This window comes from Mesorhizobium sp. WSM4809, from assembly GCF_055811655.1.
This window is the reverse complement of the sequence record NZ_JBVVQW010000007.1, coordinates 117,434-136,844: the sequence shown is the minus strand read 5'-3', so window position 1 is coordinate 136,844 and position 19,411 is coordinate 117,434. Positions and strand designations below refer to the sequence as shown.

General features: G+C 64.1%; 17 protein-coding genes. 13 read left to right on the top strand and 4 right to left on the bottom strand.

Annotated features, from left to right (window positions below; genetic code table 11):
• Positions 1-21 precede the first annotated feature (21 nt).
• From AC0L24_RS19570 to AC0L24_RS19535, 8 genes are all read left to right on the top strand, one after another.
• Entirely contained in the window at positions 22-1,359 is a 1,338-nt protein-coding gene (locus tag AC0L24_RS19570; RefSeq protein WP_473564070.1) for a murein hydrolase activator EnvC family protein, read from the top strand.
• A complete protein-coding gene (locus AC0L24_RS19565; protein WP_024502881.1) occupies positions 1,360-2,691 on the top strand; it encodes a S41 family peptidase in 1,332 nt (443 codons plus the stop codon).
• 212 nt (positions 2,692-2,903) lie between these two features.
• Positions 2,904-4,073, top strand: coding sequence for a divergent polysaccharide deacetylase family protein (locus AC0L24_RS19560; RefSeq protein ID WP_127327589.1), 1,170 nt, complete (start codon positions 2,904-2,906; stop codon positions 4,071-4,073).
• Positions 4,074-4,103: 30 nt separating this feature from the next.
• Entirely contained in the window at positions 4,104-4,625 is a 522-nt protein-coding gene (locus tag AC0L24_RS19555; RefSeq protein ID WP_127808985.1) for an RNA pyrophosphohydrolase, read from the top strand.
• Between the two features lie 76 nt (positions 4,626-4,701).
• Positions 4,702-5,841: an alanine racemase gene (alr, locus tag AC0L24_RS19550; protein ID WP_127267090.1), complete on the top strand. Its 1,140-nt coding sequence runs from the start codon at positions 4,702-4,704 to the stop codon at positions 5,839-5,841.
• A 273-nt stretch (positions 5,842-6,114) separates the two neighbouring features.
• A complete protein-coding gene (gene rnk, locus AC0L24_RS19545; RefSeq protein ID WP_127267089.1) occupies positions 6,115-6,537 on the top strand; it encodes a nucleoside diphosphate kinase regulator in 423 nt (140 codons plus the stop codon).
• Positions 6,538-6,551: 14 nt separating this feature from the next.
• Positions 6,552-7,094, top strand: a complete 543-nt coding sequence (locus tag AC0L24_RS19540) for a GreA/GreB family elongation factor (protein ID WP_473564069.1) — start codon at positions 6,552-6,554, stop codon at positions 7,092-7,094.
• Between the two features lie 121 nt (positions 7,095-7,215).
• Positions 7,216-8,472, top strand: a complete 1,257-nt coding sequence (locus AC0L24_RS19535) for a D-amino acid dehydrogenase (RefSeq protein ID WP_127397566.1) — start codon at positions 7,216-7,218, stop codon at positions 8,470-8,472.
• Positions 8,473-8,902: 430 nt separating this feature from the next.
• Here the strand turns inward: AC0L24_RS19535 and AC0L24_RS19530 are convergent, their stop codons facing one another.
• The 3 genes from AC0L24_RS19530 to AC0L24_RS19520 form a co-directional block, all read right to left on the bottom strand.
• On the bottom strand, positions 8,903-11,059 hold the full coding sequence (locus AC0L24_RS19530) for a phospholipase D-like domain-containing protein (RefSeq protein WP_473564068.1): 2,157 nt from the start codon (positions 11,057-11,059) through the stop codon (positions 8,903-8,905).
• On the bottom strand, positions 11,056-11,499 hold the full coding sequence (locus tag AC0L24_RS19525; protein ID WP_127808987.1) for a hypothetical protein: 444 nt from the start codon (positions 11,497-11,499) through the stop codon (positions 11,056-11,058). Before AC0L24_RS19525 ends, AC0L24_RS19530 begins: the two co-directional genes overlap by 4 nt.
• A 218-nt stretch (positions 11,500-11,717) precedes the next feature.
• Positions 11,718-12,599: a LysR family transcriptional regulator gene (locus AC0L24_RS19520; RefSeq protein ID WP_473564067.1), complete on the bottom strand. Its 882-nt coding sequence runs from the start codon at positions 12,597-12,599 to the stop codon at positions 11,718-11,720.
• Between the two features lie 215 nt (positions 12,600-12,814).
• On the opposite strand from AC0L24_RS19520, the gene AC0L24_RS19515 reads away from it, so the two are divergent.
• Complete coding sequence (locus tag AC0L24_RS19515; protein ID WP_023811796.1) at positions 12,815-14,311, top strand: CoA-acylating methylmalonate-semialdehyde dehydrogenase; 1,497 nt, start codon at positions 12,815-12,817, stop codon at positions 14,309-14,311.
• A 411-nt stretch (positions 14,312-14,722) separates the two neighbouring features.
• On the top strand, positions 14,723-15,022 hold the full coding sequence (locus tag AC0L24_RS19510) for a hypothetical protein (protein WP_292681676.1): 300 nt from the start codon (positions 14,723-14,725) through the stop codon (positions 15,020-15,022).
• A gap of 54 nt (positions 15,023-15,076) precedes the next feature.
• Here AC0L24_RS19510 and AC0L24_RS19505 read toward each other — a convergent pair whose 3' ends face one another.
• Positions 15,077-15,769 carry a GntR family transcriptional regulator gene (locus tag AC0L24_RS19505; protein WP_164873767.1) on the bottom strand — a complete coding sequence of 231 codons (693 nt, stop codon included), beginning with the start codon at positions 15,767-15,769 and terminating at the stop codon, positions 15,077-15,079.
• A 69-nt stretch (positions 15,770-15,838) separates the two neighbouring features.
• On the opposite strand from AC0L24_RS19505, the gene AC0L24_RS19500 reads away from it, so the two are divergent.
• The 3 genes from AC0L24_RS19500 to AC0L24_RS19490 are packed head-to-tail and all read left to right on the top strand — an operon-like array spanning position 15,839 to position 19,149.
• A complete protein-coding gene (locus tag AC0L24_RS19500; RefSeq protein ID WP_128288057.1) occupies positions 15,839-16,732 on the top strand; it encodes a dihydrodipicolinate synthase family protein in 894 nt (297 codons plus the stop codon).
• Between the two features lie 45 nt (positions 16,733-16,777).
• Positions 16,778-18,115, top strand: a complete 1,338-nt coding sequence (locus AC0L24_RS19495; RefSeq protein WP_164873768.1) for an NAD(P)/FAD-dependent oxidoreductase — start codon at positions 16,778-16,780, stop codon at positions 18,113-18,115.
• A gap of 32 nt (positions 18,116-18,147) precedes the next feature.
• Positions 18,148-19,149, top strand: coding sequence for a 4-hydroxyproline epimerase (locus AC0L24_RS19490; RefSeq protein WP_127808993.1), 1,002 nt, complete (start codon positions 18,148-18,150; stop codon positions 19,147-19,149).
• Positions 19,150-19,411: the final 262 nt, after the last annotated feature.

Genomic DNA, 19,411 nt, shown 5'->3' with positions numbered 1-19,411 from the left:
CACGCATAGAGTCGGGCTTCAATGTCTGAAGACAGAAAATCAAGAACGGGCTCCTGGCGCGCGCGCTGCGGCATCGCGGCGGCGGTGCTTGTGCTGTCGCTGCATGCGGGGCGGGCGGAAAACACGCTCGACATGGCTCCCGATCCGGATCAGAGCCGGGCCGAATATGAACGGGTCTCGAAGGAGATCACGCTGTCGTCGGAACGATTGGCCAAACTCTCCGCCGATATCGCGACGATCAAGAAGGATCACGCCTCGATCACCGCCGCATTGATCCAGTCGGCGATGACCGAGCAGAAGCTCGGCCAGGACATCGAGGACATCGGCGCCCGGCTGGAAGGACTGAAGGGCCAGGAACAGAAGATCCGCGCCTCGCTGATGGCGCGGCGCGACGTTCTGGCCGAAGTGCTGGGCGCGCTGCAGCGCATGGGCCTCAACCCGCCGCCGGCGATCCTGGTCAAGCCCGAGGACGCGCTGTCGTCGGTGCGCAGCGCCATCCTGCTCGGCGCGGTGGTGCCGGAACTGCGCCAGCAGACCGATAGCCTGCTTGCCGATCTCAAGGAACAGACCAGGATCACGGCGTCGATCGAGGCCGAACGGGCGCGGCTGACGGCGGCGGTCGGCGACCAGACGGCGGAAAAGAAGCGGCTCGGCATGCTGCTGGAGGCCAAGCAGAAGCTCGAAGCCGACACGCAGACGCAAATGGCCGCCGAAAAGCAGCGATCCGAAGCGCTGGCGGCCAAGGCCGGCAGCCTGAAGGAGTTGATCGCGTCGCTCGAAGCGCAGGCCGACAAGAGCCGCAAGGCTGCCGATGCTGCCAAGGCCGCCGAGCAGAAGACGGCAAGCGGCGACAACACATCGGCGCCGGCGGAACTGGCGTCGCTGCCCGTTCCGGAAAGCAACCAACTTGCCGCCGCGGTGCCCTTTTCGGCCCTTCAGGGACAGATCGCGCTGCCGGTGACCGGCCGTATCAAGCGGCGATTCGGCGCCGATGACGGTAACGGCGCGGTGATGCTTGGCGACATGGTTGCGACACAATCGGGAGCCATCGTTACCGCGCCGGCGGATGGAAATGTGCTTTATGCGGGGCCGTTTCGCTCTTATGGTCAACTCTTGATCCTGAACGCAGGCGACGGCTATCATGTCGTTTTGGCGGGGATGAGCAGAATCAGCGTCGCGACCGGTCAATCAGTGCTTGCAGGAGAGCCGATCGGTGCGATGGGAGAGGCCCGGGTGGCGAGCACCTCGGTTTCGAAGAATGGAAATGCCACGCCGGAACTCTATGTCGAGTTCCGCAAGGATGGAAAACCCGTCGATCCGGCCCCATGGTGGGCGGACCGTTTTTCTGGAAGGACGTGAATAATGCGGAAACTGTCGCTTCTGTTTGCCGGTGCGCTGATGGGCGCGTCCGCCATGAGCCTGGTCTATGGCGCGCCCGGCTCGGCGGCGAACGCTGCAGGGTCGGAGACCTACAAGCAACTGGCGATCTTCGGCGATATCTTCGAGCGGGTGCGGGCACAGTATGTGACACCGCCCGACGACAAGTCGCTGGTCGAGAATGCCATCAACGGCATGCTGGCCTCGCTTGACCCGCACTCCTCCTACATGAATGCCGAGCAGGCGCAGGATATGCGCGTCCAGACCAAGGGCGAGTTCGGCGGCCTCGGCATCGAGGTCACCATGGAGAACGATCTGGTCAAGGTGATCACGCCGATCGACGACACGCCGGCCGCCAAGGCAGGCGTGCTGGCCGGCGACTACATCGCCAAGATCGACGGCGAAGAGGTTCGCGGCCTGACCCTCAACGATGCGGTCGACAAGATGCGCGGCCTGGTCAACACGCCGATCAAGCTAACCATCCTGCGCCAGGGCGCCGACAAGCCGATCGAACTGACGGTCGTGCGCGACATCATCAAGGTCAAGGCGGTCAAGTTCCGGGTGGAGAACGACATCGGCTACATGAAGATCACCTCCTTCACCGAAAAGACCTATGACGACCTCGAGAACGCCATCGACACCATCAAGAAGCAGATTCCCGACGACAAGCTGAAGGGCTACGTTCTGGATCTCCGCCTCAATCCAGGTGGCCTGCTCGACCAGGCGGTGAGCGTGTCCGATGCCTTCCTCAACCGCGGCGAGATCGTCTCGACGCGCGGCCGCGACCCCAAGGACGTCACCCGCTTCGACGCCAAGCCCAAGCAGGTCGACGACATCAACGGCAAGCCGATGATCGTCCTGGTCAATGGCGGTTCGGCCAGTGCGTCGGAAATCGTCGCCGGCGCGCTGCAGGACCTGCGCCGTGTCACGGTGGTCGGCACGCAGTCCTTCGGCAAGGGTTCGGTGCAGACCATCATTCCGCTCGGCGAGAATGGTGCGCTGCGGCTGACGACGGCGCTCTATTACACGCCGTCCGGCAAGTCGATCCAGGGCAAGGGCATCACGCCGGACATCAAGGTCGAACAGCCACTGCCGCCGGAACTGCAGGGCAGGGATCTGACACGTGGCGAATCCGATCTCAAGGGCCATATCAAGGGCGCCGACGAGAGCACGACGGGTTCGGGCTCGGCGGCCTATGTGCCGCCGGATCCGAAAGACGATCTGCAGCTCATCTATGCCGAGCAGCTGCTGCGTGGCCAGAAGACCGATCCGTCCTTCCCGCCCAATCCGCAAAAGGCGGTTCTCAACCAGTAAGGATCTGGAGCGGCGCACGCGCCGCCCCATCTTTCTGTTTGAGCCAGATGGAAGCAATGCGATGCTGCCGGGACCGAGAGGTTCCGGCAGTTTGATTCGGGGGGCGAGGCAAAGCTCCCGAGACATGGCGCGGGGTGCGCCGGGATTGATGAATTCGCGCATGTCTTTTCGAAGCGGCTTCGTCTTCGGAGCCATGTGCCCGGGGATTAGGCTTGGCTGATATCGGCAAGGACATCGAACGCCCGCTCGGACAGGCAGTCCGGTCGCCGCGCGCCGCCGGCAAGATCAGCGGCAGTGCGATCATGGCGACAGTGGCCGTGCTGGCGGTGGCCGGCGTCTCCGGCGCGATCGCGCTCAGGGAAAAGCCGTTTAGAAAGCCGCAAGAGGTTGCCGTTTCAACGCCGAAAGTGACCGCGGCGGCCGAGCCTGCCCCTGCGCCGCCCGCATCGACCCCGAAGCCGGAGGCGCCGGTCAAATCAGGCGGGCCGCAGATCATCCATGTGCAGACGGAGGAGGGCGATGGGCCGCCCAAGGCAGCGATCGTCATTCGCGATCCGTCGACTATCGGCCAGAACCTGAAGATCGCGCATATTCCAGACAAGGCGCTGATCGAGACCAGCGAGACCGGGCCGTTGCCGGTGCGCGCCACGGATGGCAGGCGGCCGTTCGACGTCTATGCGCGGCCCTGGTCGGGCGGGCGCGGCGCACGGGTGGCGATCGTCATCGGCGGGCTTTCGGTTTCGCAGACCGGCACCCAGGCGGCCATCGCCAAGCTGCCGGCGGAGGTGACGCTGGCTTTCGCGCCGCAAGGCAACAGCATCGGCCGGTGGATGCAGGCAGCCAGGCAGAGCGGCCACGAGATCGTCATGCAGGTGCCGCTCGAACCGTTCGACTATCCCAAGGTAAATCCGGGACGCAACACGCTGACGGTGGCGGCGAGCGCGGATGAGAACCTGAAAAGCCTGCACTGGGCGCTGTCGCGGACGACCAACTATACCGGCGTCATGAACTATATGGGCGCCCGCTTTTCCGCCGACGCGGCGGCGATGGAGCCGTTCATGGCCGAACTCGGCAAACGCGGCCTTGCCTATATCGATGACGGCTCGTCGGCTCGCAGCCTGGCGCCGGACCTGGCGCTGAAGGACGGCGTGCCCTTCGTCGCCGGCGACATGGCGATCGATGCCGTGCAGGATCGCGGCGAAATCCTGAAGAAGCTCGACAGCCTGGAGGCGACCGCGCGGGCCAAAGGCACTGCCGTCGGCATCGGTTCGGCCTTCGACTTGACGGTCGATACCGTGTCGTCCTGGGTGGTCGAGGCCAAGAAGCGCGGCATAGAGATCGTGCCGATTTCAGCGGTGGCTATAGATCCGCAAAAAGGCTAGCCATCGTAAGACGGCTGGAAAGACTGACTGATGCAAAAGACAAAAAAAATCGACCGCGAAAAATTGCCTTATCGTCCCTGCGTCGGGCTGATGATCCTCAACGCCGATGGGCTGGTCTGGGTCGGGCATCGCATCGCCGAACCGGACAGCGAATTCGCCGGCACGACACAGCTCTGGCAGATGCCGCAGGGCGGCATCGACGACGGCGAGGAGCCGTTGCAAGCGGCCGAGCGTGAACTCTATGAGGAGACCGGCATGCGGGGCGTCTCGCTGCTGGCCGAGGCACCGGACTGGATCAACTATGATTTGCCGGACCACCTCGTCGGCATCGCCTTCAAGGGCCGGTATCGCGGCCAGACGCAGAAATGGTTCGCCTTTCGCTTCCACGGCGATGTCAGCGAGATCCAGATCAACCCGCCGCCGGGCGGCCACACCGCCGAGTTCGACAAATGGGCATGGCGGCCTATGCGGGACCTTCCCGACCTGATCGTGCCGTTCAAGCGCCATGTCTATGAGGACGTGGTGGCGGCGTTCCGGCATCTGGTGCAATAGCGCTATACAACAACCGCGGTTGCCGCGCCGGCCCGGCGGTCCTATTGATGTCTCCACTACCACGCGAAGGGTCGCCATGAACGACGCCCCCCAAAAGTCGCCCCCAGAAGAGGTCACCGCCACAAGCGAAGTGGCGGCTGGGGCCATCCTCACCATCGATCTCGGTGCAATCCGTGAAAACTACCGGCGGCTGAAGGCGCGGTTGGGCGATGTTGCCTGCGCTGGGGTGCTCAAGGCGGACGGCTACGGCGTGGGCGCCGGCCAGGTCGCGGCGGCGCTGCTGCGCGACGGCTGCGATATCTTCTTCGTTGCGCTTCTGGGCGAAGGCGTCGCCCTGCGCCACTCGCTTGGGCCGGGCCCTGCCATTTTCGTGTTGAACGGCATTCCGCCCGGTGCCGAGCCGGACGCCGTGGCAGCAAACCTTTGCGCTGTTATCAACAGCCCCGAGCAACTGGCGGCTTGGCGTGTGACGGCTCGCCGCGCCGGCCGAAAACTGCAGGCCGCGATCCAGGTCGACAGCGGCATGTCGCGGCTCGGCATGGCGCCTCGGGATGTGGATCGCATCGCCGCCGACCCGCAGGCCTTCGACGGCATCGACATCCGTTACGTGATGAGCCATCTGGCCTGCGCCGACGAGCCGGAGCATCCGGCCAATGAGAAGCAGCGGCTGGCGTTCGAGCGGCTGCGCAAGATGCTGCCGGAGGCGCCGGCATCGCTGACCAATTCCTCCGGCATCTTTCTTGGGGAGCGCTTTCACTACGATCTCGCCCGCCCCGGTGCCGCGCTCTACGGCATCAATCCGACGCCGGCAAAGTCCAATCCGATGCTGCCGGTGGTGCGGCTGCAGGCAAAGGTGGCACAGACGCGCAGCGTCGAAAAAGGCGCCGGCGTCGGCTATGGCCACACCTATCATGCGCAAGGCCCGCTCAGGCTGGCGACGATTTCGTTCGGCTACGCGGATGGCTGGCAACGCCGCGCCGCGTCCGCCGCCTGGTTCGAGGGCGTGCGGCTGCCTTTCCTCGGGCGGGTGTCGATGGATTCGATCATTCTCGACATTTCCGCCCTGCCGGTCGGCAGGCTGCGCGAGGGTGATCTCGTCGAACTGCTCGGTCCCTCGCAAAGCGTCGATGACGCCGCCGGCCATGCCGGCACCATCGGCTACGAGATCCTGACCAGCCTCGGCCCGCGCTTCCATCGGCGCTATGTCGGCGGTTGAGCGGTTTGGCCGCGCTTGACAAGCGGACGCCTGTCGGCAAGGCTCCGGGCATGAGCAACCTCGCTTATATCAGAACCTTGTTCCGGGTCTGCCCGATCGCGGGATCGTAGCCCCGGCGCGGCCGCCTTTTGGCGTCCGTCCGAACCGGGGCATTTCTACCTGACATCATCATTCCCGAGCCAGACAGCTTCGCGGCTGCCGGCTTTCATCAAGCCACCGTTTGTGCGGCGGCAGGCGCGCGTCTGTTGGATGCGCCAAGTCATGAGGTTTGCCATGCAACATGCAACAGGATTGCGTCCACCGAGCCGGCTTCTGGTCAGCGATGCCGACCACCACCGGCTGACGGGCCTGGCGCGGGCGTCGCTCGACCGCGTGCCCGAGACGGCCGAAGAACTGCTTTCGGAGATGGACCGTGCCTTCGTGACGGCAGCGGCTTCCATGCCGGCCAACGTGGTGCGGATGGGTTCGACGGTGACAATCCGCAACGATGGCGGCCACACCCAGCGCATCACGCTGGTCTATCCCGGCGAAGCAGACATCAGTGAAAACAGGATCTCGGTGCTGACGCCGATGGGGACGGCGCTTATCGGCGCGTCGATCGGGCAGACAGTGTGCTGGAGCAGCCGTGGCGGCCGGGAACTGTCGGCGACCATCGAAGCGGTCGATGCGCCGGCCTGCGGGCGGGAAGGGTCCTGAGCATGGAGACGGCGATGACAGGCGCGAATTTCCGGCTGACGACGAAGGACTTCGCCGTCCTCGAGATCATGCTGGAGCGTTGGCGGGCTTTCGCGGATCCGATTGTTCCAATGCTTGAAGAGAAGCTTTCCAAAGCCGAGGTCGTCGCGATCGATTCGGTCGGATCCGATATCGTGACGCTGAACAGCAGGCTGGTGTTTCGTGTCGATGCCGGCCCTGCCGAGACCCGAACTCTGGTGCAGAATGAGGTGCGCGGTCCGGTCGGCTCCAGCCTGTCGATCATGACAAGGCGGGGGCTTTGCATGCTCGGCATGGCCGAGGGTCAGACTGCATGGATCGAACAGGCCGACGGCAGGCGGGAGTCGGTCCTGATCGCGACCGTGCTCTACCAGCCGGAGGCCGCGCGGCGTGCCGTCAGGGAGAAATCCCGAGACGAGGCGCGACGGCCGCATGGGCTCACCCTCGTCTACAGCGCCGCAGCCGATTGGCGGCCCCTTGGCGTAAGGGCCGGAATGCGGCAGACAGGGGATGACGACCCCGGTCCCACGGCGGCGTGAACAGGCAACACTGCACGATCCCGAAAGTCGGCATCGATTTTCGCTGGGGATCGTGCGCAAATCGGAAATACGGCCGCGTCCAGGCGTCCTCAAGGGCGTGCGGCGCGGCAAGGAGTGAACGATGAAGATCATGGTGCTGGGCGGCGGCGTCATCGGAGTGACCACGGCGTACTTTCTTGCCGAGGCCGGTCACGAGGTGACGGTTCTCGATCGCCAGAAAGGCCCGGCGCTGGAAACCAGCTTCGCCAATGCCGGCGAGATATCACCCGGCTACGCCTCGCCCTGGGCCGGCCCCGGCATTCCGCTGAAGGCGATCAAATGGCTGCTGATGAAGCATGGCCCGCTGGTGGTGCGGCCGGCCTTCGATCCGCATATGTGGACATGGCTGATCAAGATGCTGCGCAACTGCACGGCCGAGCGCTATGCGATCAACAAGGCGCGCATGGTTCCGCTCGCCGAATACAGCCGCGACACGCTGAAGGCGCTGCGCGAAGCGACCGGCATCGCCTATGACGAGCGCACCCAGGGCACGCTGCAATTGTTCCGTACGCAAAAGCAGCTCGACGGCACATCAGGCGATGTCGAGGTGCTGAAGAAGTATGGCGTGCCTTACGAGATCCTCGACCAGGACGGCTGCATCGCGGCTGAGCCTGGCCTTGCCGGGGTGCGCGAAAAGTTCGTCGGCGGCCTCAGGCTGCCGCACGACGAGACCGGCGACTGCAAGATGTTCACCGACAGGCTGGCCGAACTCTGTGTGGCCCGTGGCGTCAAGTTCGAGTACGACGTGACGATCTGGCGCGTCATCCGCAGCCGCAACCGCATTGCCAATCTCAGCACCAGCAAGGGTTGGAAGACCGCCGACGCCTATGTGATGGCGCTGGGCAGTTATTCGGCGGGTTTCATGCGCCGAGTGAAGCGGCCGATCCCGGTCTATCCGGTCAAGGGCTATTCGATCACCGTGCCGATCAAGGACGCCGCGGCGGCACCGGTGTCGACGGTGATGGACGAGACCTACAAGGTGGCGATCACCCGGCTCGGCGACCGCATCAGGGTTGGTGGTACGGCCGAGATTTCCGGCTTCGACCTCAGGCTGCACGAATCGCGGCGGCGCACGCTGGAACACTCGGTCGGCGATCTCTTTCCGGGCGCCGGCGCCATGCGGGACGCGACGTTCTGGTGCGGGCTGCGGCCGATGACGCCGGATGGTCCGCCGCTGATCGGCCGCACCGAGCTCTCCAATCTCTATCTCAACACCGGCCACGGCACGCTCGGCTGGACCATGGCTTGCGGCTCGGGCAAGGTTCTGGCCGACATTATCTCCAGCCGGGTGCCTGACATCGACGTCCGCGACCTCGCGCAGGAGCGTTATTTTCGGTAAGTCATGTGTTGGTCAGAATGGCGAGAGCGCGCTATCCTCCACTTATGAGGCGCTTCTAGCCATCTCCTACGGCTGAGTAGTCTGGCGCCCGATCCTGAGTGGTGCGATGATACGCGAATGGGTGCAGACTTCACTGAGAGAGAGTTGCGAGCGCGGCTAAACCAACTGGGTGCGCGCGTTGCAGAACTTAGGGCCGCAAGGCTGCCTCATCCTGAGGGAGAGCATATCGCAGGCGGCCCGCTTGGTCCGACAGACCCACTAGAGGCGGAGTTCCTAGAACGGTCAGGAGGATGGTGGGTCTCCAATCGCAACCCGGCGTTCACTTTCGTATCCCTCATGCTCTTTATTCGCTCGCTGCGTCGAACGCGCTAGTTGCCAGCCTGTTAGGACCATATCCCTGTCTCAATTTGGGTTGGTCAAATAATCGCCGTCAGAACGCCTGCCGGACCCAGTCTTCTTCGAACAGCAGCCGATAGGCCCACGGTATCGCTACATTGGTGGCGACCGGATTGGAGTGGGCGACATAGTCGTCATAGATCGGCTTCATCCTGGTGTAGAAGGCCGGATCGAGTACCATCATGCCGTTCTCACTGTCGTGGAAGAAGCTGCGGTTGTTGAGATTGACCGACGAGATGGCGACCAACCTTTCGTCGATCATCATGATCTTGGAATGCAGCACCACGTCAGGCGCCTTGAATTCGCGGATGTTGATGCGGTCGCCATATTTCTCGACGAACAGCTTGTTGAGCGCGGTGAGAAACTTGCCGCCGATATCGCCCTTGAGATCGATGCGGCCGACAATGTCGATCCTGACGCCGCGGGCGAGCGCCCGGTCAACAGCCTGGGCAAGCTTGGGCGTCAGGTTGAGGTAGGGATTGACGATCTGGATATGGTGCTGGGCAGCGTCGACCAGTTCGACGAAATAGTCCTCCAGCGCATGGCCGTCCTCGTAGGGCACCGAAATGAAGTGTCGTGCCGTGCCTGACGGGCGGGCGCCGTCGGACCGGACCGGAATGGAGAAGGGGCGCGCCAGATTGGTGTCGGCGTCGCGCAGCCACACTGTCGAAAGATGCGCAGCCAGCATTTCGACCGTGGCCGGATCGGCGAACTCGATGTCGAAGTCGCTCCAGTTCGAATAGTAGTTCAGCGAGAGCCCGTCGGTCTTGCCGTATTGCTCAAGATCGGGATAGCGCGACAGATCGATCGGCTGGTGGAACAGGAAGCCGTCATGGATGTTGCGGCCGCCGATGATGGCGCGCGACCGCCGTGGATCGTCGGCAAGCGTCGCCAGCATCTTGACGTGATGGACCTTGTGCAGTTGTGAAATCTGCTCGTCGATCGGCGCACCATGGTCCGCCCGCCAGCGATATTCCTGCAATTCGACATTGGGGAATTCGGCCGCCAGCCGATGCAGCATGGCGTCGTCCTTGTCGCGCTCCAGCACGTCGGTGACCAGGATGCGCACCTTGGTGCCGAGGGCCGCATGATGACGGATCAGCCGTTCGATGATGCGGCCGGAAAAGTCGGCTTTGAACTCCAGGGACGACAGATAGATCAGCTTCAGCCTTGGCGCCTTGGAGAAGTCGAGCGGCAGCTCCGGGTCGCCCTTGTCGATGGCGCTGTCGGACAGCGGCGCCCCCATCAGCGCCTCGACCTTGGCGTTGAAGCCATCGCGCGATTTGCGCAGCAGGCGCGGCTTTCCGATCGGCAAGGCGCAGGTCTGCGACAGCCAGCGGCTGGCATAGAAGGCGCGGCTGAGCGCATCGAGGCCGGTGGGGTTAGGCGTCGTGCAACGCTCGTAGCGACTGTCGAAGGCGGCGAGAGCCGGATCGGCGGCCTCTTCGCGCCGAATGGTGAGCGGCGCGCCGGCCGGGGCAAGGCTGGAGCGGATCCTTGCGGTGCAGCGGTTCAGGCCGTCACTCGGAAACAGGCTGACCGTGTCGTCCTCGCCGGACAGGCGAAAACGGAATGCCGTGCCCATGGCGATGGTGCGTGAACCGCCGCCGGCACGGATCGCCAGCGTGCCGTCGCAGATGCCTTCGATGTCGGCCGGTTGCTTGCCGGCCTGGCGCAGCACGACCTCGACGCTGCGCGCCTGCAGGCCGGAGAAATCGAAGATCCTGGGCGCCGAGGGCCGCGCAGCCGCATCGATGTAGAGTGTCTGCCGCGACACCCGCCAGCGTCCGTCGAAATGGCCCTCGCCGCTGCTGGCGCCGGCCGGCGGCAGATGCGTTTCGGCAACCGGTCCGGCCAGTTTTTGCAGTGTCCGGTAGGTCGCCTGGAAATCGCTGTTGCGGATTTCATGGCGGTCATGGCCGAAAGGGCCGGTGCCGTTGGCGCGGTCCATGGCGCCAAGCTGGTGGTGGGCGAGCAGCGTCAGGAAGCGTTTTTCATAGTCGCTCGTGCCGGCGTCACCGAAAAACTGCGCGGCGGCGATCTGCGGCCCAGCTGTCCCGGCCGAGAGCGCGGGTCGCGCGCAAGCGCTCTGGCCTTGCAGCAGGTCGCAGGCATTGCGGCCAGCGCCGGCACAGCCGGCAAGGACAGCCAGCCCGAACAGAACGATGGCGATGGATGCGCGACCCTTCACCCGGCCGCTCCGGCCTTCAGGGCGCTCAATTGCGCCGGATCGCGCGGCGGCATGAAGCCCTGCGGGAAGACCTTGCAGACGGGAATGGCGAAGGTGGCGATCAACAGTTCGGCCTCGCCGCGCATTTTGCGTGGCGCTGTCTTGTCGTCGCGGATCGCTTTCGCCGAGGCGACCAGGGTGCCGTCGCAGTCGCAATGGTTGTGGCGGGCGATGTAGCAGGCATCATGCGCCTGGCACGCCGCATCGAGGCGGTCGGCCGGCCGGGCCGAGAGGTCGCCGGTGCGGGTGCCGGGGCCGCAATAATTGCCGAAGACGAAAGGCGAAGGCCGCGCCATGGCGTAGCGGATCGGCTTGGGCAGTTCGGCTCCCGGGACCTTCGTCCACGGATTGGCGCAAGCCGAAACGAAAAGCAGCGGCAGGATGGCAAGAACGGCTCGCATGTCTATCCGCGCCAGCTTTCTGAAAGTGTCCCTGCGCGCGGCGTCCGCCCACAGCCGACGACCGCACGCCTGATGCCACACTGGCCGGTTTTGTGGCAAGGAAAAGGCGGCACGGCTACAGCGCATCGCGTTTGATCGGATTCATGCGATGCGCTTTAGCGTCTTTGTTTTATGCATGTCGTTCTCTCAAAACCGAGATCATTTTTGGGCGACATGCATCAGACAAACAGGTTTCGCTCCCGCTCCACCACCTTGGTGATGAAGCTGGCGACGATCTGGACGCGGCGCAGCGGCCTGACCGATTCGTGATAGACCAGCCAGTAGGCACGGCGGATCGGCGCGACCACATCGACGGATACCAATTCCGGCATCGAGCGGGCGACGAAGGTGTGCAGGATGCCGATGCCGGCGCCCGAGCGCACCGCCTCGGCCTGGCCGAGCGCCGAGGAGATGGCGAAGCTGGTGCGCCAGTCGGTGCTGAATTCGCCCGCATAGTCGAGCGAGGGACTGACGATGAGGTCGGGTACGTAGCCGATGAGCGTGTGCTGGCCGAGCTCGGCGGCGGTTTTGGGCAAGCCATGCGCCTCGACATAGGCGCGCGAGGCAAACAGGCCGAGCGAGTAGTCGACCAGCTTTCCTGCCACCAGCCGGCCTTCGGTCGGCCGCTCGACGGTGATGGCGATGTCGGCCTCGCGACGCGACAGGGAGAAGGAGCGCGGCACCGGCACAAGCTGGATCGTCAGCTCGCGGTGCAGGGCGGTTAGTACGCCAAGGCGCTTGGCCAGGAAGGCGACACCAAAACCGTCGGGCGCGCCGATGCGCACCGTGCCGGAAACATCGTCGCCTTCACCTGAAATGGTCGAGCGCGCGGCGATCATGTCGCCCTCCATGCGCTCGGCAATGTCGAGAAAACGCTCGCCGGCGGGCGTCAGCTCGCTGCCGGTGGTCAAGCGGCGAAACAGCTTTGTCCGCAACGCTTCCTCGAGTGCGGCGATGCGGCGTGAGACGGTGGCGTGGTTGAGCTCCAGCCGTTTGGCGGCGCCAAGGATCTGGCCTGCGCGCGCCACGGCGAGGAAGATGCGGACGTCATCCCAGTTCATGGGGAGGGTCCAGATGACAATTATCGACGCTGCGTTCTGTGGTGGAACTCAATCTCTCAATCCGCACGGCAGCAATTGCATCCCACCATTTGCGGGAATTGATGCTCGCTCGTCAATCGTTATCTATTCTCCGCACAACGGTTGCGTTCTCCGTCGCGTTGCCATCCGCCGGCCAAAGGCGGACAATGCAGCATCACAAACAAGGGAGAGAAATCATGATCGACTATGGTCATTTCATTGGCGGCAAGCATGTCGCCGGGACCAGCGGCCGCAAGCAGGATGTCATGCAGCCGATGGACGGCTCGGTGCGCGGCACGGTGGCGTTGGCCTCGCAGGCGGAACTGCGCGCGGCGGTCGAGAATGCCAAGGCAGCGCAGCCGAAATGGGCCGCGACCAACCCGCAGCGCCGCGTACGCGTGCTGATGAAGTTTCTCGAACTGGTCGCGCGCGACTATGACGAACTGGCCGACATCCTGGCGCGCGAGCACGGCAAGACGATCGCCGATGCCAAGGGAGACATCCAGCGCGGCCTCGAAGTGGTCGAGGTCTGCATCGGCGCACCGCACATGATGAAGGGCGAATTCACCGACGGCGCCGGCCCCGGCATCGACGTCTATTCGATGCGCCAGCCGCTCGGCGTGGTCGCCGGCATCACGCCGTTCAACTTCCCGGCGATGATCCCGCTGTGGAAGATCGCGCCGGCCATCGCCTGCGGCAACGCCTTCATCCTGAAACCGTCGGAACGCGATCCGGGCGTGCCGATGCGCATTGCCGAACTGTTCCTCGAGGCCGGCCTGCCGGCGGGCATCCTCAATGTCGTCAATGGCGACAAGGATGTCGTCGACGCCATCCTCGACGATCCCGACATCAAGGCCATCGGCTTTGTCGGCTCGACGCCGATCGCCCATTACATCTATTCGCGCGGCACAGCCGCCGGCAAACGCGTGCAGTGCTTCGGCGGTGCCAAGAACCACATGATCATCATGCCCGATGCCGACATGGACCAGACCGTAGATGCGCTGATCGGCGCCGGCTACGGCTCGGCCGGCGAGCGCTGCATGGCGATCTCGGTCGCCGTCCCGGTCGGCAACGATACCGCCAACCGGCTGATGGAAAAGCTGATCCCGCGCGTCGAGAGCCTGAAGGTCGGTCCTTCGACGGACTCTTCCGCCGATTTCGGCCCGCTGGTGACGGCGCAGGCATTGGAACGCGTCAAGGGCTACGTGGATACCGGCGTCAAGGAAGGCGCCAAGCTGGTCGTCGACGGCCGCGGCTTCTCCATGCAGGGCTATGAAGACGGCTACTATATGGGTGGCTGCCTGTTCGACAACGTGACCGCCGATATGCGCATCTACAAGGAAGAGATCTTCGGGCCGGTGCTCTCTGTTGTGCGCGCCCCGACCTATGAGAGCGCGATCAAGCTCGCCAACGATCACGAGATGGGCAATGGCGTCGCCATCTTCACCCGTGACGGCGATGCCGCGCGCGACTTTGCAAGCCGTGTCCAGGTCGGCATGGTGGGCATCAACGTGCCGATCCCGGTGCCGATCGCCTACTACACGTTCGGCGGCTGGAAGGCATCTTCGTTCGGCGATCTCAACCAGCACGGCCCGGACGCGTTCCGCTTCTACACCAAGACCAAGACGGTGACCTCGCGCTGGCCGTCCGGCATCAAGGATGGTGCCGAATTCGTCATCCCGACGATGAACTGACCGGACGATTTCTTGGTTGCGCGTCCTCGCCTTCGGCTGCGGTCGCGCGGGCGGGCATCAAGGATGGTGCCGAATTCGTCATACCGACGATGAACTGACCGGACGATTTCTTGGTTGCGCGTCCTCGCCTTCGGCTGCGGTCGCGCGGGCGGACATCAAGGATGGTGCCTAATTCGTCATCCCGACGATGAATTGACCGGACAACAAATTGATTTGTATTAAGGCCCGGGCGCTCGCGCCCGGGCCTTTTTTGCAATCCGGCCGCGACCCTATCCGCTTGAACGCTAATGTGATGGAACCAAGTAGGTTCTGCCGTCTTGGTTTGCAGTCCTGCCGCAAGGAGGTACGGCAGATCAAGCAACGGCGCTGGCGACAGCTTCGGGGACATCGTCTGGCGCAAGGAGGTGTCAGATGACCCGTCTTGTGGCAACGCTATTTTTCGCGGCGGTTTCCGCGTTCCCCGCCGTCCCGGCGCTGGCGGAGCAATGCGCGGCCCGTGCGGATATGATCAAAGCGCTCGGGGAAAAATTCCACGAAAGCGAGGCGGCGCGCGGCCTGGTCAACCCGAGCCTGATTCTTGAGATATTCGTCTCCGACCGGGGCACCTGGACAATTCTTGCCACCGACACGCGTGGTCAGAGTTGCGTCATCACGGCGGGCGAAGGCTGGGACGGTTCGTTGATGGCGGCGGCTGCCTTGCCAAGGACTTGACCCGAGCTTCGAGGAAGCGCCGGCGACGAAAGCGCACCGGATATAAAAGGACGTTCAGCGCGTGGCGGCCGTCTCGGCGTGGCCGCGCAGCAGCGCCATCAGGCGTTTGGCATCCTTGGCCGCGGCCTCCTCGTCGCCGGCAAGGATCGAGCGGATCAGCGCGACATGGTGCTCGGCGGATTCTGCAAGACCGGTCTCGGCCTTGTAGCGGAACCAGAAGCGGCGGCTGTGGGTCTGCAAGGGGGCGGCCAGACGGGCGGCGAAGAGATTGTCGGCAGCCAGCGCCAGCGCTTCGTCGAGTGCCTTGTCGGCCTGGATGAAGGCAAGCACATTACCCGAGATCACCGCCTTCTGCATGGCAAGCGCTGCTTCGTGAAACAGGTCGGCGGCTTCGCGGGTGACGAAGCGGGCGGCCGAGCGGGCCAGCACCACCTCGACGCCGCGACGTGCATCGAGGACGCGCAACCAGTCGCCGGGATGGAGCGGGGCGATGGCGATGCCGGCGCGTGGCCTGACGTCGAGCAGCCCTTCCCATGCCAGCCGCTGGATCGCCTCGCGCACCGGTGTCCTGCCAAGCCCGAGCCTGTCGATCAGAGCGCCCTCGGTGACGAAGCTTGCCGGGGCCAGTTCGAGCGTGACGATCATGTGCTCGAGCACATGGTAGGCCCTGGTCGCGGCCGGCTCTGCCGAGGTGCTTGCTGCCGTGGATATCAAATGCGCTCTCCTGATATATCTTGAATATATCATAACGGAATCCGCGTTGACAGCGGGTTTGTTAATAGATATACCACTGATATATCAGATGGAGAGATGATCATGTGGACCGGAGTTTTTCCCGCCGTCACGACTAAATTCACCGCGGATGATCGTCTCGATCATGCCGAGATGGAGCGCTGCTTCAGCCTGCAGATGGAGGCCGGTTGCGACGGCATCATCGTCTGCGGATCGCTCGGCGAGGGGCCGATGCTGTCGCCCGACGAGAAGATCGAGGTGCTGAAGACCGCACAGAAGGTCGCCGGCAAGAAGCCGGTGCTGCTGACCGTCAACGAGGCCGGCACACGCGAGGCGGCCAGCATCGCCAAACGCGCCGCCAAAGAAGGCGCCAATGGCCTCATGGTCGTGCCGAGCCCGATCTACCACACCAATGCGGAAGAGACGGTCGCGGCGCTGCGCGCGGTCGCCGAGGCGGGCGACCTGCCGGTCATGATCTACTCCAACCGGCTTGCCTACCGCGTCGACGTCAGCGTCGACCAGATGGAGGAGCTGGCGTCGGACAGGCGCTTTGTCGCGATCAAGGAATCCTCCGACGACATCCGTCGTTCGACCGAGATCATCAATCGCCTGGGCACTCGCTACGACCTGTTCACCGGCGTCGACAATCTGGCCTTCGAGGCGCTGTCGGTCGGCGCCATCGGCTGGGTTGCGGGACTGGTCACAGCCTTCCCGCGCGAGACCGTCGCCATATTCCAGCTGATGAAGCAGGGCCGCCGCGAGGAGGCGCTCGCCATCTACCGCTGGTTCCGGCCGCTGCTCGATCTCGATGTCTCGACCTATCTGGTCCAAAACATCAAGCTTGCCGAAGTGTTCGCGATCAACACAAATGACCGCGTTCGCATGCCGCGCCAGCCGCTGTCGGGCGAGCGCCGCAAGGCCGTCGAGAAGACCGTCAAGGATGCGCTCGCGGTTCGGCCGACGCTGCCGACATTTTGATGGCTTTCTTCTCCCCGTTCACGGGGAGAAGATGGCGGCAGCCAGATGAGGGGCAGCGCCTACGTGTCAGGAAATTCCAAGTCGACAGAAGCGGTGCGCCGCCCCTCATCCGCCCTTCGGGCACCTTCTCCCCGTGAACGGGGAGAAGGCTTGGACATCGCCATCATCGGTGGCGGCATCATCGGCATCTGTGCAGCCGCTTCTCTCGCCGAGGCCGGACGCAGGGTCACCGTCTTCGACCGCACAGGCATTTGCGAGGAGACGAGCTCCGGCAACGCCGCCGCCTTTGCCTTTTCCGATGTGCTGCCGCTGGCCCACAAGGGCATGATCCGGCAGCTGCCGAAATGGCTGGCCGATCCGCTTGGCCCGCTCAGCATTCCGCCCGCCTATCTGCCGAGGCTTCTGCCCTGGCTGATCCGCTTCTGGCGCGCCGGTGCGCCGGGGAAATACGAGGCGAGCCTTGCCGCTCAGGCGGGCATGATGAAGCTCGCCGAGGCGGAGTGGATGGGCTTGCTCGATCGCTCCGGTACGCGGTCGATGCTGCGCGAGGATGGCTCGCTCGAGCTCTATGAAAGCGAAGCCGAGTTCCAGGCCGGGCTGCCCGGCTGGGCGGCGCGTGAGCGTTTCGGCATCGGTTTCCGCCATGTCGAGGGCGAGGAGCTGGCCGCCTTGCAGCCGGGGCTGTCGCCGCGCTTCATCAAAGGCACGTTCGTGCCGGGATGGAAGACGGTCGCCGACCCGAAACTGCTGGGCAAGGCGGTGTGGGCCTACGCACAAAGCAAGGGTGCCCGCTTTGAGATGGCCCGGATCGGCCAAGTCGCGGCGGATCAGGATGGTGCGACGCTGACATTGGCAGACGGCACGACCAGACAGGCGCGACACCTCGTCGTCGCAGCAGGCGCATGGTCGCATCTGCTGGCGAAGCAACTCGGCGATCGCATTCCGCTGGAGACCGAGCGCGGCTACAACACCACGTTGCCGACGAGTGCCTTCGACGTGAAGCGGATGCTGATCTTCTCCGGCCATGGCTTCGTCGTCACGCCGCTCGCAACGGGCCTGCGCGTCGGCGGCGCCGTCGAGCTCGGCGGCATCGAGCGGCCGCCCAATTATGCCAGGTCAAAGGCGCTGCTGCAGAAGGCGCAGAAATTCCTGCCGGGGCTCGATCCCTCGGGCGGGCGCGAATGGATGGGGTTCCGTCCCTCGCTGCCGGATTCAGTGCCCGTCATCGGCGGCGCGCCGGGAAAGCGGTCGGTGGTCTATGCCTTCGGCCATGGCCATCTCGGCCTGACCCAGGCGGCGGCCACCGGACGGTTGATCAGGGATCTTGTCCTGGGGCAGACTCCGCCGATCGATCTGGCCCCCTTCAGTCCGCAACGATTTTGATTTTTTCGTGTTTTTGATTTTCGAGGAGCGTCATGGCCAAGAAATCCTTCTTCTGCATAGACGGCCACACCTGCGGCAATCCGGTGCGGCTGGTCGCTGGGGGCGGCCCGCTGCTGCAGGGCGCGACGATGATGGAGCGGCGTGCGCATTTTCTGGCCGAGTATGACTGGATCCGCACCGGCCTGATGTTCGAGCCGCGCGGCCACGACGTGATGTCCGGTTCGATCCTCTATCCGCCGACGCGCGAGGATTGCGACATCGCCATCCTGTTCATCGAAACCTCCGGCTGCCTGCCGATGTGCGGCCATGGCACGATCGGCACGGTGACGATGGCGATCGAGCACGGTCTGATCAAGCCGAAGACGCCGGGCGTGCTTCGGCTCGACACGCCGGCCGGACTTGTCATCGCTGAATACAAGCAGGTCGGCGACTATGTCGAGGAGGTGCGCATCACCAATGTGCCGTCCTTCCTCCATGCCGAGGGGCTGACGGTCGAATGCCCCGGGCTCGGCGAAATCACCGTCGATGTCGCCTATGGCGGCAACTTCTACGCCATCGTCGAGCCACAGAAGAACTATCGCGACATGGCCGATTATTCGGCGGGCGACTTCATCGCCTGGAGCCCGGTGGTGCGCCAGCGGCTCAACGAGAAATATTCCTTCGTCCATCCCGAGAACCCGGGCATCAACCGGCTGTCGCACATGCTGTGGACCGGTGCGCCGACGGTGGATGGCGCGGATGCCCGCAATGCCGTGTTCTACGGCGACAAGGCGATCGACCGCTCGCCCTGCGGCACCGGCACCTCGGCGCGCATGGCGCAGCTTCATGCCAAGGGCAAACTCAAGGCCGGCGACAGCTTCGTCCATGAATCGATCATCGGTTCGCTGTTCAAGGGCAAGGTCGAAAAGGATGTCACCGTCGCCGGCAAGCCGGCCATCATTCCCTCTATCGGCGGCTGGGCGCGGATGACCGGGCTGAACACCATCTTCATCGACGACCGCGACCCGTTCGCGCACGGATTTGTTGTCAAGTGATGGGAATCCTGACCTTGCGGAAAGCGACGGCTTGAAAAACGGATCGTGCCAAAAACGCAACGATTCCTTTCATCACCTAATTTTGACGGCGATTTCTTCGAAACGGAGCGCATGATGCGGTCGAATCGTCAAAGACATTGCGTTATGCCAATGGTAGGGTCCGCGATAGTCCAGGGGCCGGATGATGGAAAACGGGCAATCGGACAGCGTGCTTCGAAAACACGCATGACGATTGAAAAATGACGTTGCAATCCGGGCTCGA